The sequence below is a fragment of the Streptomyces kurssanovii genome, assembly GCF_040677245.1.
Taxonomy (GTDB): Bacteria; Actinomycetota; Actinomycetes; order Streptomycetales; family Streptomycetaceae; genus Streptomyces; species Streptomyces kurssanovii.
On record NZ_JBFAQK010000066.1, the window covers coordinates 25,590 to 42,628 of the forward strand.

General features: G+C 73.4%; 18 protein-coding genes. 11 read left to right on the plus strand and 7 right to left on the minus strand.

Annotation, left to right across the window (positions count from 1 at the left end; genetic code table 11):
* Positions 1 to 21: 21 nt before the first annotated feature.
* Both AB0K36_RS30145 and AB0K36_RS30150 read right to left on the minus strand, forming a co-directional pair.
* Complete coding sequence (locus AB0K36_RS30145; protein WP_364600339.1) at positions 22 to 702, minus strand: nucleotidyltransferase domain-containing protein; 681 nt, start codon at positions 700 to 702, stop codon at positions 22 to 24.
* Between the two features lie 22 nt (positions 703 to 724).
* Positions 725 to 1,168: a Rieske (2Fe-2S) protein gene (locus tag AB0K36_RS30150; RefSeq protein ID WP_364600341.1), complete on the minus strand. Its 444-nt coding sequence runs from the start codon at positions 1,166 to 1,168 to the stop codon at positions 725 to 727.
* A 283-nt stretch (positions 1,169 to 1,451) separates the two neighbouring features.
* Here AB0K36_RS30150 and aroH point away from each other — a divergent pair, with 283 nt between their 5' ends.
* The 5 genes from aroH (at position 1,452) to der (ending at position 5,976) form a co-directional block, all read left to right on the plus strand.
* The gene (gene aroH / locus AB0K36_RS30155) at positions 1,452 to 1,814 is read left to right on the plus strand and encodes a chorismate mutase (protein WP_005319263.1); all 363 of its coding nucleotides are present in this window, start codon (positions 1,452 to 1,454) and stop codon (positions 1,812 to 1,814) included.
* Positions 1,811 to 2,896: a prephenate dehydrogenase gene (locus AB0K36_RS30160; protein WP_364600342.1), complete on the plus strand. Its 1,086-nt coding sequence runs from the start codon at positions 1,811 to 1,813 to the stop codon at positions 2,894 to 2,896. Before aroH ends, AB0K36_RS30160 begins: the two co-directional genes overlap by 4 nt.
* 216 nt (positions 2,897 to 3,112) lie before the next feature.
* Positions 3,113 to 3,823, plus strand: coding sequence for a (d)CMP kinase (gene cmk / locus AB0K36_RS30165; RefSeq protein WP_189473536.1), 711 nt, complete (start codon positions 3,113 to 3,115; stop codon positions 3,821 to 3,823).
* Positions 3,754 to 4,464, plus strand: a complete 711-nt coding sequence (locus AB0K36_RS30170) for a lysophospholipid acyltransferase family protein (protein WP_435877962.1) — start codon at positions 3,754 to 3,756, stop codon at positions 4,462 to 4,464. The genes cmk and AB0K36_RS30170 overlap by 70 nt, the downstream gene beginning before the upstream one ends.
* A 63-nt stretch (positions 4,465 to 4,527) precedes the next feature.
* Positions 4,528 to 5,976 carry a ribosome biogenesis GTPase Der gene (gene der, locus AB0K36_RS30175; RefSeq protein WP_037775082.1) on the plus strand — a complete coding sequence of 483 codons (1,449 nt, stop codon included), beginning with the start codon at positions 4,528 to 4,530 and terminating at the stop codon, positions 5,974 to 5,976.
* 73 nt (positions 5,977 to 6,049) lie between these two features.
* Here the strand turns inward: der and AB0K36_RS30180 are convergent, their stop codons facing one another.
* The 5 genes from AB0K36_RS30180 to AB0K36_RS30200 all read right to left on the minus strand — a co-directional run bounded on the left by AB0K36_RS30180 (position 6,050) and on the right by AB0K36_RS30200 (position 11,340).
* Positions 6,050 to 6,394 carry a hypothetical protein gene (locus AB0K36_RS30180; protein ID WP_364600345.1) on the minus strand — a complete coding sequence of 115 codons (345 nt, stop codon included), beginning with the start codon at positions 6,392 to 6,394 and terminating at the stop codon, positions 6,050 to 6,052.
* A 287-nt stretch (positions 6,395 to 6,681) separates the two neighbouring features.
* Positions 6,682 to 7,461, minus strand: coding sequence for a DUF8842 C-terminal domain-containing protein (locus AB0K36_RS30185; RefSeq protein WP_159693370.1), 780 nt, complete (start codon positions 7,459 to 7,461; stop codon positions 6,682 to 6,684).
* 140 nt (positions 7,462 to 7,601) lie between these two features.
* The gene (locus tag AB0K36_RS30190) at positions 7,602 to 8,297 is read right to left on the minus strand and encodes an ATP-binding cassette domain-containing protein (RefSeq protein ID WP_364600347.1); all 696 of its coding nucleotides are present in this window, start codon (positions 8,295 to 8,297) and stop codon (positions 7,602 to 7,604) included.
* On the minus strand, positions 8,294 to 10,885 hold the full coding sequence (locus AB0K36_RS30195; RefSeq protein ID WP_364600361.1) for an ABC transporter permease subunit: 2,592 nt from the start codon (positions 10,883 to 10,885) through the stop codon (positions 8,294 to 8,296). Before AB0K36_RS30195 ends, AB0K36_RS30190 begins: the two co-directional genes overlap by 4 nt.
* Positions 10,873 to 11,340, minus strand: a complete 468-nt coding sequence (locus AB0K36_RS30200) for a hypothetical protein (RefSeq protein ID WP_364600348.1) — start codon at positions 11,338 to 11,340, stop codon at positions 10,873 to 10,875. Before AB0K36_RS30200 ends, AB0K36_RS30195 begins: the two co-directional genes overlap by 13 nt.
* Positions 11,341 to 11,413: 73 nt before the next feature.
* Here AB0K36_RS30200 and AB0K36_RS30205 point away from each other — a divergent pair, with 73 nt between their 5' ends.
* From AB0K36_RS30205 to AB0K36_RS30230, 6 genes are all read left to right on the plus strand, one after another.
* A complete protein-coding gene (locus tag AB0K36_RS30205) occupies positions 11,414 to 11,944 on the plus strand; it encodes an MTB12 C-terminal domain-containing protein (RefSeq protein ID WP_364600350.1) in 531 nt (176 codons plus the stop codon).
* Positions 11,919 to 13,205: an ABC transporter substrate-binding protein gene (locus AB0K36_RS30210; RefSeq protein WP_364600351.1), complete on the plus strand. Its 1,287-nt coding sequence runs from the start codon at positions 11,919 to 11,921 to the stop codon at positions 13,203 to 13,205. Before AB0K36_RS30205 ends, AB0K36_RS30210 begins: the two co-directional genes overlap by 26 nt.
* 73 nt (positions 13,206 to 13,278) lie before the next feature.
* Positions 13,279 to 14,565, plus strand: coding sequence for a glycosyltransferase family 4 protein (locus AB0K36_RS30215; protein WP_364600352.1), 1,287 nt, complete (start codon positions 13,279 to 13,281; stop codon positions 14,563 to 14,565).
* The gene (locus AB0K36_RS30220; RefSeq protein WP_364600354.1) at positions 14,562 to 15,368 is read left to right on the plus strand and encodes a hypothetical protein; all 807 of its coding nucleotides are present in this window, start codon (positions 14,562 to 14,564) and stop codon (positions 15,366 to 15,368) included. The genes AB0K36_RS30215 and AB0K36_RS30220 overlap by 4 nt, the downstream gene beginning before the upstream one ends.
* Positions 15,369 to 15,440: 72 nt before the next feature.
* The gene (locus tag AB0K36_RS30225) at positions 15,441 to 16,451 is read left to right on the plus strand and encodes a helix-turn-helix transcriptional regulator (RefSeq protein ID WP_364600356.1); all 1,011 of its coding nucleotides are present in this window, start codon (positions 15,441 to 15,443) and stop codon (positions 16,449 to 16,451) included.
* A gap of 262 nt (positions 16,452 to 16,713) precedes the next feature.
* Positions 16,714 to 16,929, plus strand: coding sequence for an I78 family peptidase inhibitor (locus AB0K36_RS30230; RefSeq protein ID WP_364600358.1), 216 nt, complete (start codon positions 16,714 to 16,716; stop codon positions 16,927 to 16,929).
* Positions 16,930 to 17,039: the final 110 nt, after the last annotated feature.

A 17,039-nucleotide genomic window follows, 5' to 3' on the forward strand; every position in this document is an offset into this window, starting at 1 on the left:
GGGCACGCGGCCGGTCACCTCTCAGCCCGCCGACGCCCTCCGGACCCGTACCAGGAAGTCCTCCACCCGGGCCCGGTCCGGGGCGGGCGGGAGCGGGGAGACGGTCACGGCCGTGTCCGCCTCGTCGGCGAGGCGGGTCATCCAGGACTCGACCCGGTCCCACGGCACCTCGCCCCGTTTCACCTCGAGCAGCCGTTCACGGTCCGCGCCCACGTCGATCACCAGCTCGCCCGTGCGCAGCAGATCACGGCAGCTGCCCAGCAGACGCAGCAGATGCATGGCGTGCTTCCAGCGCGGAGCGCCGTGCTGCCGCACGTCCGCCTCCAGTTTCCTGCGCTGGCCCGTCGCGTAGCGGACGAACGTCTCGTGGGCGCGGCGCGACAGGAAGGCCCCGCGCAGGGACAGCAGTTCGCGGCCGGTGTCGTCGACATGCTCGACGATGGGGGAGTGCAGGCATTCCAGCACGTTCGGGTTGGCGCGCAGCGCCAGCTCGAGGAAGCGCTCCAGCTCCCAGGAGAACTGCTCCTCGGCGGGCCCCTCGACATGCGTCGGCGGCTTCTCGAAGCCCCAGAACAGCGGAGTGGGAGCGAGGAACACCCCGCGCCGGTCGGTGTCGCTGTCATCGGTGGCCAGCCCGAAGGCGCGCGACCCCATGACACAGGAGTAGACCGTGTGGTCGCGGACAAGTGTCAGCGGCGTCATGCCCGAGAGGCTACGTGAGGGTCTAGCCCCGCCGGATCGAGTTCCCGGAGACCGTGATCTGCTCCGGCGGCAGCGGCTTCGTGGCGGGGCCCGCCTCCACGGCGGCGTCCGCGAGGCCGAACTTGCTGCCGTGGCAGAGGCAGTTGATGGTCCCGTCGGAGACGTTCGCGACCGTGCAGCCCTGATGGGTGCAGACCGCGGAGAACGCCTTGAAGTCGCCGGACTCCGGCTGCGTCACCACGATCTTCTTGTCGGCGAAGACCTTGCCGCCGCCGACCGGGATGTCCGCCGTCCTCGCGAGCTCCTCGCCGCCGGGGGCGGGGGAGTCCTGCCCGGGCTCCGTCGGCGTGGCGTCCGGCGGCCGGGTGGCCGGGTCCTCCCCGCCTCCTCCGTCCCCGCATCCCGCCACCAGCGCGGCCGCGCCCGCCGCGCCGACCGCGAGGACCGTCCGTCGGCTCGTGTCCATGACACTCTCCTCTGTTCGTCGCCCCGACCGCCCGGGGCACGAGCATCCTGGCCCCCGAACGGGCGGAGAAGAAGCAACCGGGCAGTCGTGTCCGCCCGTCGGCCCAGGCCCAGTGTGCGCCTCCACGCGCCGTCCGTCCCCGCGGAAGCCGGACCGGACGGCCCGCGGCCCGCGGAGTTCCGTCTCGCGGAGCGGTCGCCGCGGCCGCCCCGCCGCCTGCTGACTACGCTGAAACGGAGCACCCGGTCGGCAAGACCGGCGGTTGAGAACGAAGGAGCACGACGTGGCGGTACGAGCGGTCCGCGGAGCCGTCCAGCTGGAACGGGACGACGCCGGACACATGGGCGAGCAGGTCGGCGAGCTGCTCACCGCCATCCTGGAGCGCAACGGCCTGGCCGTCGACGATCTGATCAGCGTCTGGTTCACCGCCACCCCCGACCTGCACAGCGATTTCCCCGCCGCCGCGGCGCGCGGGCTCGGCATCGTCGACGTGCCGCTGATCTGCGCGCAGGAACTCGACATCGCCGGGGCCATGCCCCGCGTCGTCCGCATCCTCGCGCACGTCGAGTCCGACCTGCCCCGGTCGAAGATCGCCCATGTCTACCTCGGCGCAGCCGCCGCCCTCCGCAAGGACATCGCCCAGTGAGAACCGCGCTCGTCATCGGAACCGGACTGATCGGCACGTCCGCCGCGCTGGCCCTCGCGGGACGCGGCGTCGCCGTGCACCTCGTCGACCACGACGCCGAGCGTGCCCGCACCGCCGCCGCGCTCGGAGCCGGCACCGACGAGCAGCCGGAGGGCCGCGTCGACCTCGCCGTCGTCGCCGTGCCGCCGGCGCATGTGGCCACCACGCTGGCCGAGGCCATGCGCGGCGGTGTGGCCCGCGGCTACCTCGACGTGGCCAGCGTCAAGGGAGGACCCCGCCGGGAGCTCGAGGCGATGGGCGTCGACCTGTCCGCCTACATCGGCACGCATCCGATGTCCGGCAAGGAACGCTCCGGCCCGCTGGCCGCCACCGCCGACCTCTTCGAGGGCCGCCCCTGGGTGCTGACCCCGACGCGGGAGACGGACACCGAGGTCCTCAACCTCGCTCTCGAGCTGGTCGCCCTCTGCCGTGCCGTGCCCGTCGTCATGGACGCGGACGCCCACGACAGGGCGGTCGCCCTCGTCTCCCACACCCCGCAGCTGATCTCCTCGATGGTCGCCGCGCGCCTCGAGGACGCCGACGACACCGCCGTACGGCTGTGCGGTCAGGGCATCCGCGACGTGACCCGGATCGCGGCCTCCGACCCCCGGATGTGGGTGGAGATCCTCTCCGCTAACCCCGGGCCGGTGGCCGACGTGCTGGCCGGCGTCGCGGCCGACCTCGACGAGACGGTCCGCGCGCTGCGGTCCCTGCAGTCCTCCGACGAGTCCAAGCGCCAGGACGGCGCGGAAGGCATCGAGGACGTCCTGCGGCGCGGCAACGCCGGCCGGGTACGGGTCCCGGGCAAGCACGGCACGGCACCGGCCGCCTATGAGGTCGTCGCCGTACTGATCAGCGACCAGCCGGGCGAGCTGGCGCGCATCTTCGCCGACACCGGCCGCGCCGGTGTGAACATCGAGGACGTCCGCATCGAGCACGCGACCGGGCAGCAGGCCGGTCTCGTCCAGCTGATGGTCGAGCCCACGGCGGCGCCGCTGCTCACCGCCGCGCTGCGGGAACGGGGCTGGTCGATCCGCCAGTAGCCGGGCCGGCGGCCGGACCGCGTCCCGGACGGGGCACCGGCGGGGGCCGGGCCGGCCCGCCTGGCGGCGGCCGGCCCGGGGGTAGCGTCCGTGGGCCGTGTCAAGGGGCCGCTCCGGGGCCCCGGCGTACGGGTGCAGAAGTGGTCGTCCGCACTCGGTAACCTTGTGCTGGGCCCCTCGGCACTCCGGCCGTGCCCACTCCCACGAACCAGGAAGGTGTCCGACACCGTGGAATCCGTGATCGTCGCCATCGATGGCCCCTCCGGCACGGGCAAGTCGAGCACCTCCAAGGCCGTCGCCTCCGCGCTGGGGCTGAGCTACCTCGACACCGGCGCGCAGTACCGCGCGATCACCTGGTGGATGATCAGCAACGGCATCGACGTGTCCGACCCCGCCGCGATCGCGACCGCCTCCGGGAAGCCCGTGATCGAGTCCGGCACCGACCCCTCGGCACCGACGATCACCGTCGACGGTCTCGACGCCTCCGGTCCGATCCGCGAGCAGGACGTCACCGCCAAGGTCAGCGCGGTCAGCGCGGTGCCCGAGGTGCGCGCCCGGATCACGGAGCTGCAGCGTTCCATCGCGATGGCCGCCAAGGAGGGCATCGTCGTCGAGGGCCGTGACATCGGCACCACCGTCCTGCCCGACGCCGACCTGAAGATCTTCCTGACGGCGTCGCCGGAGGCCAGGGCGGCCCGGCGCAGTGGTGAGCTCAAGGGCTCCGACGTCGTGGCCACCCGTGAAGCCCTGATCAAGCGGGACGCGGCGGACTCCAGCCGTAAGACCTCGCCGCTCGCCAAGGCGGACGACGCGGTCGAGGTCGACACCACTGAGCTCACTCTCCAGCAGGTCATCGAGTGCGTCGTCACCCTCGTCGAGGAGAAGCGGGGCGCGGCCGACGGCACGCGGAAGCAGGCCGCCCGGTGACCGTTCCCTCACCGAAGGGCGCGGCCGTCGGGCGGGGCATCGGCATCGGGCTGATGTACGGACTGTGGAAGCCGCGCGTCCTGGGCGCGTGGCGGGTCCCGGCAGCGGGGCCGGTCATCCTCGCGGTGAACCACGCGCACAACATCGACGGGCCGATGCTGATGGGCACCGCGCCCAGGCCCGTGCACTTCCTGATCAAGAAGGAGGCGTTCGTCGGCCCCCTGGACCCGTTCCTCATCGGGATCGGACAGGTCAAGGTGGACCGTACGACCGCCGACCGCACCGCCATCACGGCCGCGCTCGGCGTGCTGGACAACGGCGGTGTCCTCGGGATCTTCCCCGAGGGCACCCGTGGCGAGGGTGACTTCGCCTCACTGCGTGCCGGCCTGGCGTACTTCGCGGTGCGCAGCGGCGCCCCGATCGTCCCGGTCGCGGTTCTGGGAAGCACGGAGCGCCGCGGACGGTTGATAAAGGGACTGCCTCCGCTGCGCAGCAAGGTGGACGTCGTCTTCGGCGACGCGTTCGAGGCCGGGGACGGCAGCGGACGCCGCACGCGCAAGGCGCTCGACGAGGCGACGGTGCGCATCCAGGAGCACCTGACCGCCCACCTGGCGGACGCGAAGCGTCTCACCGGGCGCTAGGACAGACTTGAGTAATGGACCGCGCAACTGACACGGTCCAGTGACGAACGAGGAACGGACTTCATGAACGACCAGCACGACCACGGAGCGCTCGGCGACGCCGAGTACGCGGAGTTCATGGAGCTCGCCGCGGAAGAGGGCTTCGACGTCGAGGACGTCGAAGGCGCGATCGAGGAGGCCGGGCACGGCCCGCTGCCCGTCCTCGCCGTCGTCGGCCGCCCGAATGTCGGCAAGTCGACCCTGGTCAACCGCATCATCGGCCGCCGTGAGGCGGTCGTCGAGGACAAGCCCGGCGTCACCCGCGACCGCGTCACCTACGAGGCCGAGTGGGCCGGCCGCCGCTTCAAGGTCGTCGACACCGGCGGCTGGGAGCAGGACGTCCTCGGCATCGACGCCTCCGTCGCCGCGCAGGCCGAGTACGCCATCGAGGCCGCCGACGCCGTCGTCTTCGTCGTCGATTCGACGGTCGGCGCGACCGACACCGACGAGGCGGTCGTCAAGCTGCTCCGCCGCGCCGGCAAGCCCGTCGTGCTCTGCGCCAACAAGGTCGACGGACCCAGCGGCGAGGCCGACGCGACGGCCCTGTGGTCGCTCGGCCTCGGCCAGCCGCACCCGGTCTCCTCGCTGCACGGCCGCGGGACGGGCGACATGCTCGACGCCGTCCTCGAGGCCCTGCCGGAGGCGCCGGCCCAGACCTTCGGCACCGCCGTCGGCGGTCCCCGCCGGATCGCCCTGATCGGCCGTCCGAACGTCGGCAAGTCGTCGCTGCTCAACAAGGTCGCCCGCGAGGAGCGCGTCGTCGTCAACGAGCTCGCGGGCACCACCCGCGACCCGGTCGACGAGCTCATCGAACTCGGCGGCGTGACCTGGAAGTTCGTCGACACCGCCGGTATCCGCAAGCGCGTCCACCTCCAGCAGGGCGCCGACTACTACGCCTCGCTGCGCACGGCCGCCGCCGTCGAGAAGGCGGAGGTCGCGGTCATCCTGATCGACGCGACGGAGAACATCAGCGTCCAGGACCAGCGCATCATCACCATGGCCGTCGAGGCCGGCCGCGCGATCGTCGTCGCCTACAACAAGTGGGACGACCTCGACGAGGAGCGCCGCTACTACCTCGAGCGCGAGATCGAGACCGAGATGCAGCAGGTCGCCTGGGCGCCCCGGGTGAACGTCTCCGCGCTCACCGGCCGCCACATGGAGAAGCTGGTCCCGGCGATCGAGACGGCGCTGGCGGGCTGGGAGACGCGTGTCCCGACCGGCCGGCTGAACGCGTTCCTCGGTGAGATCGTCGCCGCGCATCCGCACCCGATCCGGGGCGGCAAGCAGCCGCGCATCCTGTTCGGCACGCAGGCCGGCACCAAGCCGCCGCGGTTCGTGCTGTTCGCGTCCGGCTTCCTCGAGCACGGCTACCGCCGCTTCGTCGAGCGCCGGCTGCGCGAGGAGTTCGGCTTCGAGGGGACCCCGATCCACATCTCGGTGCGGGTGCGGGAGAAGCGCGGCCGCAAGAAGTAGCCCACGAGGCATGACGCCGCTGCCCCCGGACCGTGTACGTGGTCCGGGGGCAGCGGCGTTCGCCGACGGCCGGTCAGGATCCCTTGCGGGGAGCCGGGGGCAGCGCCGCGGGCTGGTGGACCGCGTGCCGGCCGGTCTGGTGCGAGTGCCTGCCGCCCTGCTGACCGGCGGGGCTCACATGGCCGGTGGAGTAGCCGGAGTGGCCGCTTGTGTGTCCTGAGTGGCTCGTATGGCTCCCGTAGCCGAGGAAACCGCCGCGGACGCCGTGCAGCCCCGCCCCGAACCCCTTGAAGTCCAGATCCTCCTCCCCGCTGCGGTCACCCGGCAGCGTCTTGAACGCCCTGAGGTACTCGGAGTACAGCGCGTCGTAGATCGGCGTGGCCGAACGGCCCGGCGAACCGTCGCGCGCGGGGCGCATGGAAGGGATCTGGCTCTGGAAGGGCTGGGGGGAGGGGTCGTATGAGTGCACGTACCTGCAACGACGCCGCAGTCCCACGGATGCGGGCTGCGGCGAGCTGCATTCTTCCGGGGGACGGTACGCGCCGTCGCCGGCGCGCGCGGACGTACGCCGGGGCAGGAGAGCGGCCCCGGCGTACGTCTGTGCCCGCCGGGCCGGTCGGCCGGCACGCCTGTGGTCCCTGGCGTCGGCGGACGGATCCCCGCGGCGTCCGGGCGCGGGACGGATCCGTGCGGCGTCCGGGCGGCTCAGGTGCCGGCGAGCGGCATCGCCGCGGCGACCAGACGGCCGTTGGCCGCCGCCTTCTCCAGCGCGTCCCGCAGCAGGTCCTCCCGGGGCTGCTGGCCGATCGAGCCGACCGGGGCGGCGTAGACCAGGACGGTGTTCGTCTTGTTGGCGGCCGTCCGCCAGCCCTCGGTCACCTGGAGCGGCTGGTGCGCCTGCCACCAGGCGACCGGGCTGCCACCGCCCGTACCGGGCTGGAGCACGGCGTGCAGCTGTCCCATGGCGATCAGGACCGACCAGCCGGGCAGCTGGGACGGGCGCCGGTTCACGTCCCCGACGGGCAGGAAGCCCTGCTCGATCAGGAGCGGCAGGAAGTCGTCGCCGCCGTGGCCCGTCGTGCCCGGGCGGGCGATCGGCGCGGTCGGCTCCACCACGAGGGCGGGGTGCACGTCGCCGTCGAGGAGGATGAGGCCGCTGGTGACACCGAGCACCGCCTGCTGCGGGGCCGCGCCCGGGATCTGCGGCTCCTCGCCGGTGATCGAGCGGACGGCGCCCTGGAGCTGGTCCTCGGCGACCTGCACCACCTGCGAGGGGATGCAGGTGGCGTGGGCGAAGGCGAGCACGGCCGTCTCGTCGCCCACGAACAGCACGGTGCTGGTCCGCTCCTGGTCGGAATCGCCCGGAGTGCGGCACGAGGTGCAGTCGTAGCTGCCCGGGGCGTTCAGGCCGGCGAGCAGCCGGTCGGCTTCTTCGTCGCCGATCTCGGCGCGTACGTCCTCGCTGACGTCGAGCATGCGCGGCACGGGTGGCTCCTCGGACTTGATCAGGTGTGCCGGGCGGGTCCCGGCACGAAGGTTCAACGTGCGATCAGTCGCGGGGGTCACGCGTGAAACGGCAACGAATCGAACCGTGCCGCGTCACGTCGGGCCGTACGCCCGGTCGGTCACGGCGGGCGGTGGGTGGCCGACGGGCCGGGCCCGGCCGGGGTGAGTTCGCCCGGCTCGCCGCTGAACACGAGGGAGCCGCGCCGTAGTTCGTGCACGACCACCGGGGCGCCGGGCCCCTGCGCCAGGGCCTGCGGGAGCCGCTGCTCGGCGACGACGACTGCGGCGTCGAGCCCGCGCAGCAGCCGGTAGGTTCGGGCGGCCACCGCGGGGGCCATGCCCTGCGCGGGCTCGTCGAGCAGGACGACCCCGGCGGGCGCCAGCAGGGCCCGGGAGACGGCGAGCATCCGCTGCTCGCCGCCGGACAGTGTGCCCGCGGTGCGGCCGAGCAGCGGCCGGAGCGCCGGGAAGCCGTCCAGGGCCTGGCCGAAATCACCTCCCGCGGCAGCCAGTTCGAGGTTCTCCCCGACGGTCAGGGTGCCGTGCACCGCGCCGACGTCGGGCACGAAGCACACACCGAGGCGTGCCCTCTGCCGCGCGTGCAGCCGGCTCACGTCCCGCCCGTGCAGCACCACGGACCCGGCGGCCGGGAGCACCGTGCCGGCGAGCGCGCGCAGCACGGTCGTACGGCCGGAGCCGTTGCGGCCGAGGAGCACCGTCAGCGCCCCGGCCGGTACGGGGAGCCGTACGCCGTGCAGGGCCTCCAGCGGGCCGTACCGCACCCGCACGTCGCGCAGTTCCATGGCGAGGGTCATCGCACGAGCCGCCCCGCTTCCATGACGTGCACGGTGCCGGCGAGGCCGGAGACGAAACCGGGATCGTGTTCGACGACGAGAACGGCGGTCCCGTCCGCGGCCAGCGCCCGGAGGATGCGGGCGAGCGCCTCCGTCTCCGCGGTGTCGAGGCCGGCGGTCGGCTCGTCCAGCAGCAGCGTGTGGGGCCGGGTGGCGAGCGCCCGCCCGAGCTCGGCCCGGCGCAGCACACCGGTCGGCAGGCCGGCGGCGGGGAGCCGCCGTACCGGTCCGTCCAGACCGAGCAGCCGCAGTACGGGCTCGACGGCGGACGTGTCCCGGTGCCGGCCCTGTTCGGCCCCGAGACGGACGTTCTCCTCGACGGTCAGCGACGGGAAGACGGCGAGTTGCTGGAACGTCCTCGCGATCCCCAGCCGGGTCCGTGCGTGCGCGGACCGGCGGCTGATGTCGGCCCCGTCGAGCCGCACCCGCCCGGCGTCCGGCCTGAGCGACCCGCACAGGCAGTGGAACAGGGTGCTCTTCCCCGCCCCGTTGCCCCCGACGAGCGCGGTGATCCGGCCGGGAGCCACGACGAGGTCCACCCCGTCGACGACACAGCGCCCCTGGTACGCGACACGCAGCCCCTCGGCGCTGAGCCCTCCCGCGGCCGCTCCCCGCGCCCTGCGTACACGCGGCGCGGGGTTTCCGGTCCGGGGCCGGGCGGGACCGGCCGACCCCCTGGCACCCGCGCCTGCCCGCGCCGCGGCGCCTGCCGCTCGTGCCCGCGCCGCGGCGCCTGCCGCTCGTGCCCGCGCCGCGCCGCCCGCCGCGCGAGACCGAGCAGCGGCGGGCCCCGCCGCCCACAGGCGGAGACGGCCGTGGCCCACGAGGACGGCCAGGAGGCCGATCACCACGGCCGCGACGCCGCCCCGTGTCCCCGCGTCCAGCGCGACGAGCAGCGCCGCCGCCGGCAACGGCGCGAGGAGGTTGTCCGCGCCCATGACGAACACCGCCGCGAACCAGAGCAGGCCGCGCACCGGATCGAACGCCGCAGGATCGAACGCCCGCACCCCCATCGCCAGCAGTCCGCCGCCCAGCGCGGCCAGCGCCGCGCCGGACGAGAAGGCGAAGAGCTTCAGCGCCGGTACCGCGACGCCCGCCGCCTGCGCGCCCTCCTCGTGGTCGCGCAGTGCCGCGAGGGCCCGCCCCGTGCGGCCCCGGCGCAGCGCCGCGACCGCGAGCAGCGCACAGGTCAGCACCGCGAGCTCCACCACGTAGTACGCCCGGTCCGATCCCAGGGCCGGGGGCCGCGACACGGTGAGGCCCGCCGTCGCGTACGGCTGGGCGAAGACGAACCGGCTCACCGCCACCCCGACCGCCAGCGTGACCAGCGCCAGAGCCAGCCCGTGCCGGCGGATCGCCGGCCATCCGGTGAGCAGCCCGAGCGGCGTGACCAGCACCACGGCGGCGGCGGGCGCCACGAGCTCCGGCAGCTCGGGGAAGCCGGGGAACCGCCCCGCCGCCAGGAGCGCGGTGAACAGTGCTCCGAGGCCCGCGTACGCGGCCTGCCCCAGCGAGATCTGCCCGCCGCGTCCGGTGACCACCACGAGGGACAGCAGCACCACCGCCAGGGCCGGTACCTGGACCGCTGTCTGCAGGTCCGTGCCGGCGAAACCGAGCGGCAGCAGCAGAAGGATGCCGGCGATCAGCCACACGGGCCGCGGGACCCGTACGGCCGCGGTCGCGGCCCACGCCGTCGCACCGCCGAACCCGGGCAGCACCAGGGCGGCGACCAGCAGCGCCACCACGAACAGGTTCGCCTCCACGGCCTGGACCAGGGGCTCCGCCCAGCCGGACGGGTGCAGCCGCGCCATCTGCGCCTGGGCCACCCCGATCGCCAGCGCCGCACCGATCGCGACGGGCAGGCTCCGCATCCGTGCGACGACCGCGACCGCGATCACCTCGACGACCAGCAGCGGCATCCCGTACGGGTCGAGCCGTACGTACGGAGCGAGCAGCACGCCCGTCAGCCCCGCGGTGAACGACCCGAACGCCCACCCGGCCGCCGCCACCCGGTCCGCGTCGATGCCGCCGAGCGCCGCGAGCGTCCGGTTGTCGACGACGGCGCGCAGCTCCCTGCCGAACCGGGACCACCGGGTCACCGCCGTCACCAGCGAGGCCAGCAGGACGACGGCCGACAGCTGCACCCACGGACTGTCCGGCAGCAGCACCGGGGCGTCGGCCCGCGCCCCCTCGCCCCACAGCAGCGCCGCCGCGCCCACCAGCAGCACGAAGACGCCGATCGAGGCGACCAGCGTCCGGGCCGGGTCGGGCGAGGGCACCGACAGCGGCCGGAAGACGAGCCGTTCGAGCAGCAGACCGATCCCGGGGGCGACCACGAGCAGCGTCACCATCGCCGCGAGCGGCACCGGCCAGTCCCACTCCACGGCGAACTGCCGCATCACATAGGCGCACACCATCGCGATCGCGCCGTGCGCGAGATTCAGCACGCCGGTCGCCCGGTAGGTGACGATCAGTCCGATGCCGGTCAGCGCGGCGGCGCTGCCGACGGCCAGCCCCGCGAGAGTGAGGTCGTAGGTCAGGGAGGCCACGGCTCGCACACCGGACAGGGTTCGAGTTCCGCGTCACCGGCCGGCAGGGCCTCGGATTTGCCCGCGACGAGGGGGCAGTCGGGCCGGTGCGCCAGGGTGCCGCCCGGCACCCGCAGCGGAGGCCCGTCCGAGGAGGGCCCGTCCCGCGGGGGGCCCGGCGGCGGGGCCACGTCGGCGGGGACGGTTCCTGAGCCGTCGTCGTCCGACGGGACGTCACCCGGCCCTGGCGGGCCGCCCTCTGCCGCGACACCCCCCGTCCGCACGGCTCCGGCCGCGATCAGGACCGCACCCGCCACCAGGAGCGCCGACCCCGGAACGGTGGCGGACGCGAGATACGGCAGCTGCCGCTCGGCCACCCGCTCGCCGGAGACGCCGTACCAGCCGACGACGCACAGCACAGCACCGCAGGCGGCAGCGGCGATCCCACCCCACCACAGCAGTCGGGACGTCGGCATCGAAACGCCTCCTTTCTTGCACTATGCCCCGAACCGTCGGACGCTGGAAACCGAGAAACGGGTGGTGAGCGACATGTTCAGCACAAGGAACTCTGGACCCGCGGCCTGGGCCGCCGCAGCGGTTCTCGTCCTCGGACCACTCGCCGCGGCGTGCGGGGACGACGGCGACGGCGGCTCCGGGCCGGCCACGTCGCCCCCGACGACCGCAGCCACTCCCGAGAGCCCCACGGACGGTGCGGAACCCGCCGACCCGGCGGCGGCCGAGCAGCAGATCAAGAAGAACTGGACGGCCTTCTTCGACCCCGCCGTGCCGGCGGACGAGAAGGTGAAGCTCCTCGAGAACGGCGAGGCGCTGCGCCCCGTCCTCATGGCCTTCGCCAAGGACAAGAACGCCGCGCGGGCGTCCGCGGAGGTGACCGGCGTCCAGTTCACGTCGGCCACCCGGGCCACCGTGACCTACAACCTCATGGTCGACGGCAACACGGCCCTGCCGGACGCCAAGGGAACGGCCGTGCTCGAGGGCGACACCTGGAAGGTGTCCCAGAAGGCTCTGTGCGCCCTGGTGGAGCTCAGCCCGAATGCCGGCGCTGTTCCGGGCTGCTGAGGCGCTGCTCGTCGCGGCGCTCCTCACCGTGGCGACGGCGTGCGGCAGCCGGCTGCCCGAAGGCGCCTTCGAAACGTCACGGGCGCCTGGCGAGAGCGCACGTGAGCCCGTCCGCGTCGGTGTCATCACCAGCGCCACGAGCCCTGTGGGCGGCGCCGCCTTCGACGGGCCGGGGCAGGGAGCCCGTGCCTACTTCGACGCACTCAACGCACGCGGCGGCCTCGACGGCCGCCGCGTCGAGGTCGTCACCTGCGACGACGGCGGCAGCGGCGCGGGCAACAACGAGTGCGTGCAGCGCCTGGTCGAAGAGAAGAAGGTCTTCGCCCTCGTCGCCACCACCGTCCTCGACTACGCCGCCGCGTCGCGGGTGTCCCGCGCCGACGTCCCCGACATCGGCGGCCAGCCGATCGGCCCTGCCTACGACACCTATCCGCACCTCTACGGCATCTACGGCAGCCAGGCGCCGCGCACCGGCGGCGAACCGGGCTGGGACGGCGTCCTCTACGGCGGCACCGAGGTCTACCGCTGGTTCAAGCAGGCCGTAGGCGCCCGCACCGCCGCGGTCGTCTCCTACAACCAGGCGTCGTCCGCCGCCTACGCCCGGCTGATCACCCGGGGCCTGGAGGCGGAGGGCTACCGCGTGGTGTCCGAGCAACTGGACTTCGCACTGCCCAACTTCCGGGCGGTGGCAGCCGACATCGGGCGCAGCGGCGCGGACCTGGTGTTCGACGCCCTGGACGCGCACGGCAACGCGCAGCTGTGCGAGGCGATGGACGAGGTCGGCACCCGCGTCACCGCCAAGGTCACCAACGTGCAGAACTGGAACTCCGCCGTCCCCCGCGACTACAAGGACGCCCCGGGCTGCCGCAACGCCCTGTGGGCGACCGGCTCGAGCCGCAACTACGAGGACACCGGCCACCCCGCCGTGCGTGAGTTCCGGCAGGCACTGCGGGGAAAGGAGCTGTCCCAGTGGCAGCTCGAGGGCTGGGCGGCGGCGATGTGGTTCACCGACGCGGCGAAGTCCTGCGCCGGCGACCTCACCAGGGCCTGCGTCGAGCGCTATCTGAACCGCCCCGAGCCGTACACCGCGCGCGGACTGCTGCTTCCCGTCTCGTACCGGCCCCTCGACGAGCCGCCCGCCTCGCGGCGGGCCTGCCTGTCCGTCGCGCGCTGGCAGGACGGCCGGGGCTGGGTCACCCAAGGTGGCGACATGAGCCGGAACTGCTACGACGTACCGCAGATCCCGTACCGCCCCCGGTAGGCGGTTAGAGTTTTGCGTCAGACCTCCTGACCAGGAGGGCATTCGCGCGACCAGGGGGGAACGCGGGGGCGCCATGCGCATCTCATTTCTGCTCCACAACGCCTACGGCATCGGCGGGACGATCCGTACGACGTTCAACCTCGCCTGCGCGCTCGCGGAACGGCACGACGTGGAGATCGTCTCGGTCTTCCGCCACCGCGACCGGCCGACCATGGGCGCCCCGGCCGGTGTGACCATGAAGCATCTGGTCGACCTGCGGAAGAAGAGCCCGGGCTACGACGGTGACGACCCGCTCGCCCGGCTCCCCGCGAAGGTCTTTCCCCGCGGCGACGGCCGGCACCGGCAGTACAGCCGCCTCACCGACGCCCGGATCGCCGCCCACCTGGCCTCGCTCGACGCGGACATCGTCGTCGGCACCCGGCCGGGCCTCAACGTCCACATCGCCCGGCAGACCCGCCGCGGCGTCGTGCGCGTCGGCCAGGAGCACCTGACGCTCGACAGCCACGGGTACCGCCTGCGCCGTGAGATCGGCCACCGCTACGCCCTGCTCGACGCCGTCACCACCGTCACGGAGGCCGACGCGCGTGCCTACCGGGAGCGGCTGAAGCTGCCCGGCGTACGCATCGAGGCCGTGGCCAACAGCGTGCCGGCCCCGGGCGTCGCCCCCGCCGACTGCACCGCCAAGTGGGTCGTCGCGGCCGGTCGCCTCACCAGGGTCAAACGCTACGACCTGCTGATCAAGGCCTTCTCCAAGGTCGCCGCCGCCCGCCCCGACTGGCGGCTGCGGATCTACGGCAGCGGTGACGCGACCGGCAACGAGAAGCAGGCGCTGCGCGACCTCATCGAGGAACGCGGCCTCCACAACCACGTCTTCCTCATGGGCCCCGCGAACCCGCTGGAGCCGGAGTGGGTGAAGGGCTCGGTCGCCGCCGTGACCTCCAGCCTGGAGTCGTTCGGCATGACGATCGTCGAGGCGATGCGCTGCGGCCTGCCCGTCGTCTCCACCGACTGCCCGCACGGACCCCGCGAGATCATCGACGACGGCGTGGACGGCCTGCTGGTCCCGGTCGGCGACGTGGACGCGATCGCCGACGCGCTGCTCCGGCTCATCGGCGACGACGAACTGCGCCGGAGCGCGGGCCGTGCCGCGCTGGTCTCCTCCGCGCGGTTCGATCCCGCGCCGATCGCGGAGCACCACGAGGCGCTGTTCACCGAGCTCGTCGCCCGCGGCGAGAGCGGGCGCTCTCGCGGCGCGCTGCGGGAGGCGCTGCACCGGGGGAGGAGCTCGCTGTACGACGGGGCCTACGCACTGCGTTACGTTGCCGCGGACCTGATCCGCAGGGGGAGGAAGAGCGGATGAGCACCCCGACGACGGCCGAGGAGCGTCCGGCGCCACGGGCCGACTGCCTCGCCGCGAGCGACGGCGGCATCACCTTCGACGTCTCCGGCCCGGCGGCCCTCGGCACGGTCCTCGTGCTGAGACGGCGTGGTGGCAAGGGCGCGGCGGACGAGCTGCGGCTGCCGTTGACACCCCCGGACGACGGCGCACCCGCACGGGCCGTGCTGCCCGCCACGGCGCAGCTCGCCGAGGGCCGCTGGGACGCGTACACGGAGACGGGGGAGGCGGTGCAGCCCGGCATCCGTGACCTGCGGGTCCTCGTGGACCGGGCACCGGCGTCCGGCCCGGTCGCCGTACGCGTGCCGTACCCGACCGCCGACGGCCGGCTCGCGCTGCGCTGCTGGCGGCGGGCACCGCACGCCGAGGCCGGCGAGCTCGCCTTCGCCCCCGAGCGGGGCGCCATGTCCGTGACGGGCGTGCTGTACGGGGCGGAGCTGGGCGACGGCCCGGTGGCGCAGGCCCGGCTCCGGGCGGGGGAGGGGACGCACGAGGTGCCCGTCACCGGCGAGGGGGGTGCGTTCGGTTTCACCCTGCCGTACGGGCCGCTGGCCGAGGAGGCCGGCGCCGGCGAGGAACGGCTGTGGGAGCTGTGGCTGCGGCCGGCCGCGGGAGCGGCCCCGGTGCGGATCTCCCGCATCCTGGACGACGTCTGGGACAAGAAGTCGATCTTCGTCTATCCGAAGCAGCGCCTCGCCGGGCACACCGTCGCCCCCTGCTACACCGGCGACAACGACCTCTGCGTCCGCGTCACCCCGGCCGGCTGACCACCCGCAGCGGCCGACGGGGTTTCACTATCGCGGACAGCAGCTGTCCGCAATGCCTGGCAGACTCCTCGCATGTTGGAGACCTCGGCACGACTGCTGCGCCTGCTGTCCCTGCTCCAGGCCCACCGCGAATGGTCCGGCGCCGACCTGGCCGACCGGCTCGGTGTCACGCCCCGGACCGTCCGCAGGGACGTGGACCGGCTGCGCGAACTCGGCTATCCGGTCAACGCCAGCCCCGGCACCGGCGGCGGCTACCAGCTCGGCGCGGGCGCCGAACTGCCGCCGCTGCTCCTCGACGACGAGGAGGCCGTCGCCGTTGCCGTCGGCCTGCGCACGGCGGCCGGGCAAGGCATCGAGGGCATCGGCGAGACGTCCGTACGGGCGCTGGCCAAGCTGGAGCAGGTGCTGCCGAACCGGCTGCGCCGGAGGGTGGGCGCGCTCAACGCCTTCACCGTTCCCATGCTGCGCGGGCAGCATGGCTCCACCGTCGACCCCGGTGTGCTGACCGAGCTGGCCAACGCCTGCCGGGACAGCGAGCGACTGCGTTTCGAGTACCGGAACCACGACGGCGCCACGACCCGCCGAACCGTCGAGCCGCACCGGCTGGTGTGCACGGAGCGCCGCTGGTACCTCGTCGCCTGGGACGTGGAGCGGGGCGACTGGCGTACGTTCCGGGCCGACCGGATCGTCCCCAAGCCGCCCCACGGCCCCCGCTTCGCCCCGCGGACGCCCCCGGCCGACGACCTCGCGGCCTACGTCTCCAAAGGCGTCTCGATCGGCGCGTACGCGGCCCACGCGGTCATCCTGCTGCACACCTCCGCCGAGCAGGCGGCCGGGATCATCGGCCCGTCCGCCGGGGTGCTGGAGGCGGTGGACGACCGCCGCTGTCTGCTGCGCACCGGGGCCGCGAGCCTCGATGTGATGGTGGTCCACGTGATGCTCCTGGGCGTCGACTTCGAGGTGGTCGAGCCGCCGGAACTGACCGGGCACGTCCGGACGATCCGTGACCGGCTCTCGCGTGCCCTCGGTACGGAAGAGCCGGTGGAGCCGGAGGATTCTGTGAATTCTGTAAAGGAAACGTGAATCACTCGCGATGGGTGAATTGCCTCGCCGACCGGAATTCACCGGAATCCCATGGGCCGATGGAAAGCAATTGGCCATGATCCACAGTCGCGTGCCGAATGACACATGAACGCACCCGAAGAGCCCGTTCGGGTGAACGAGTTCGAAGCGATCATGTGTCGAGAAGCTGTGACAGAAGCGTGACCCCCGGGGTATGTGGGGCTGCTGGGGTCATGGCCGTCCCGGCTTCCGTCACCGTCCGCTGCCGCCTACGGTGGTGAGCATGGCACCCATACCGACCCCTCCCGCACAGCCCGACGACAACCCCGAGTCGTACGTCGGCCTCGACGCCGCGGCGGCCGAGCAGCAGGCCCGCGAGCGGGGCTGGTCGACCGTCAGAGCGCTGCCGCCCGGTTCGATCATCACCATGGAGTACGTGGCGGGCCGGCTGAACTTCGAGGTGAAGGACGGCTCGGTGATCCGCTGCTGGAAGGGCTGACCAGGCCCGTCCCCGGGCCACGGCCCGGGGACGCCACGGGAGCGCACATCGGGGTGGAGGGGAAAAATGTTAAAAAGGAAGTTTAGATATAGGGGGGAGGCGGTAGAATA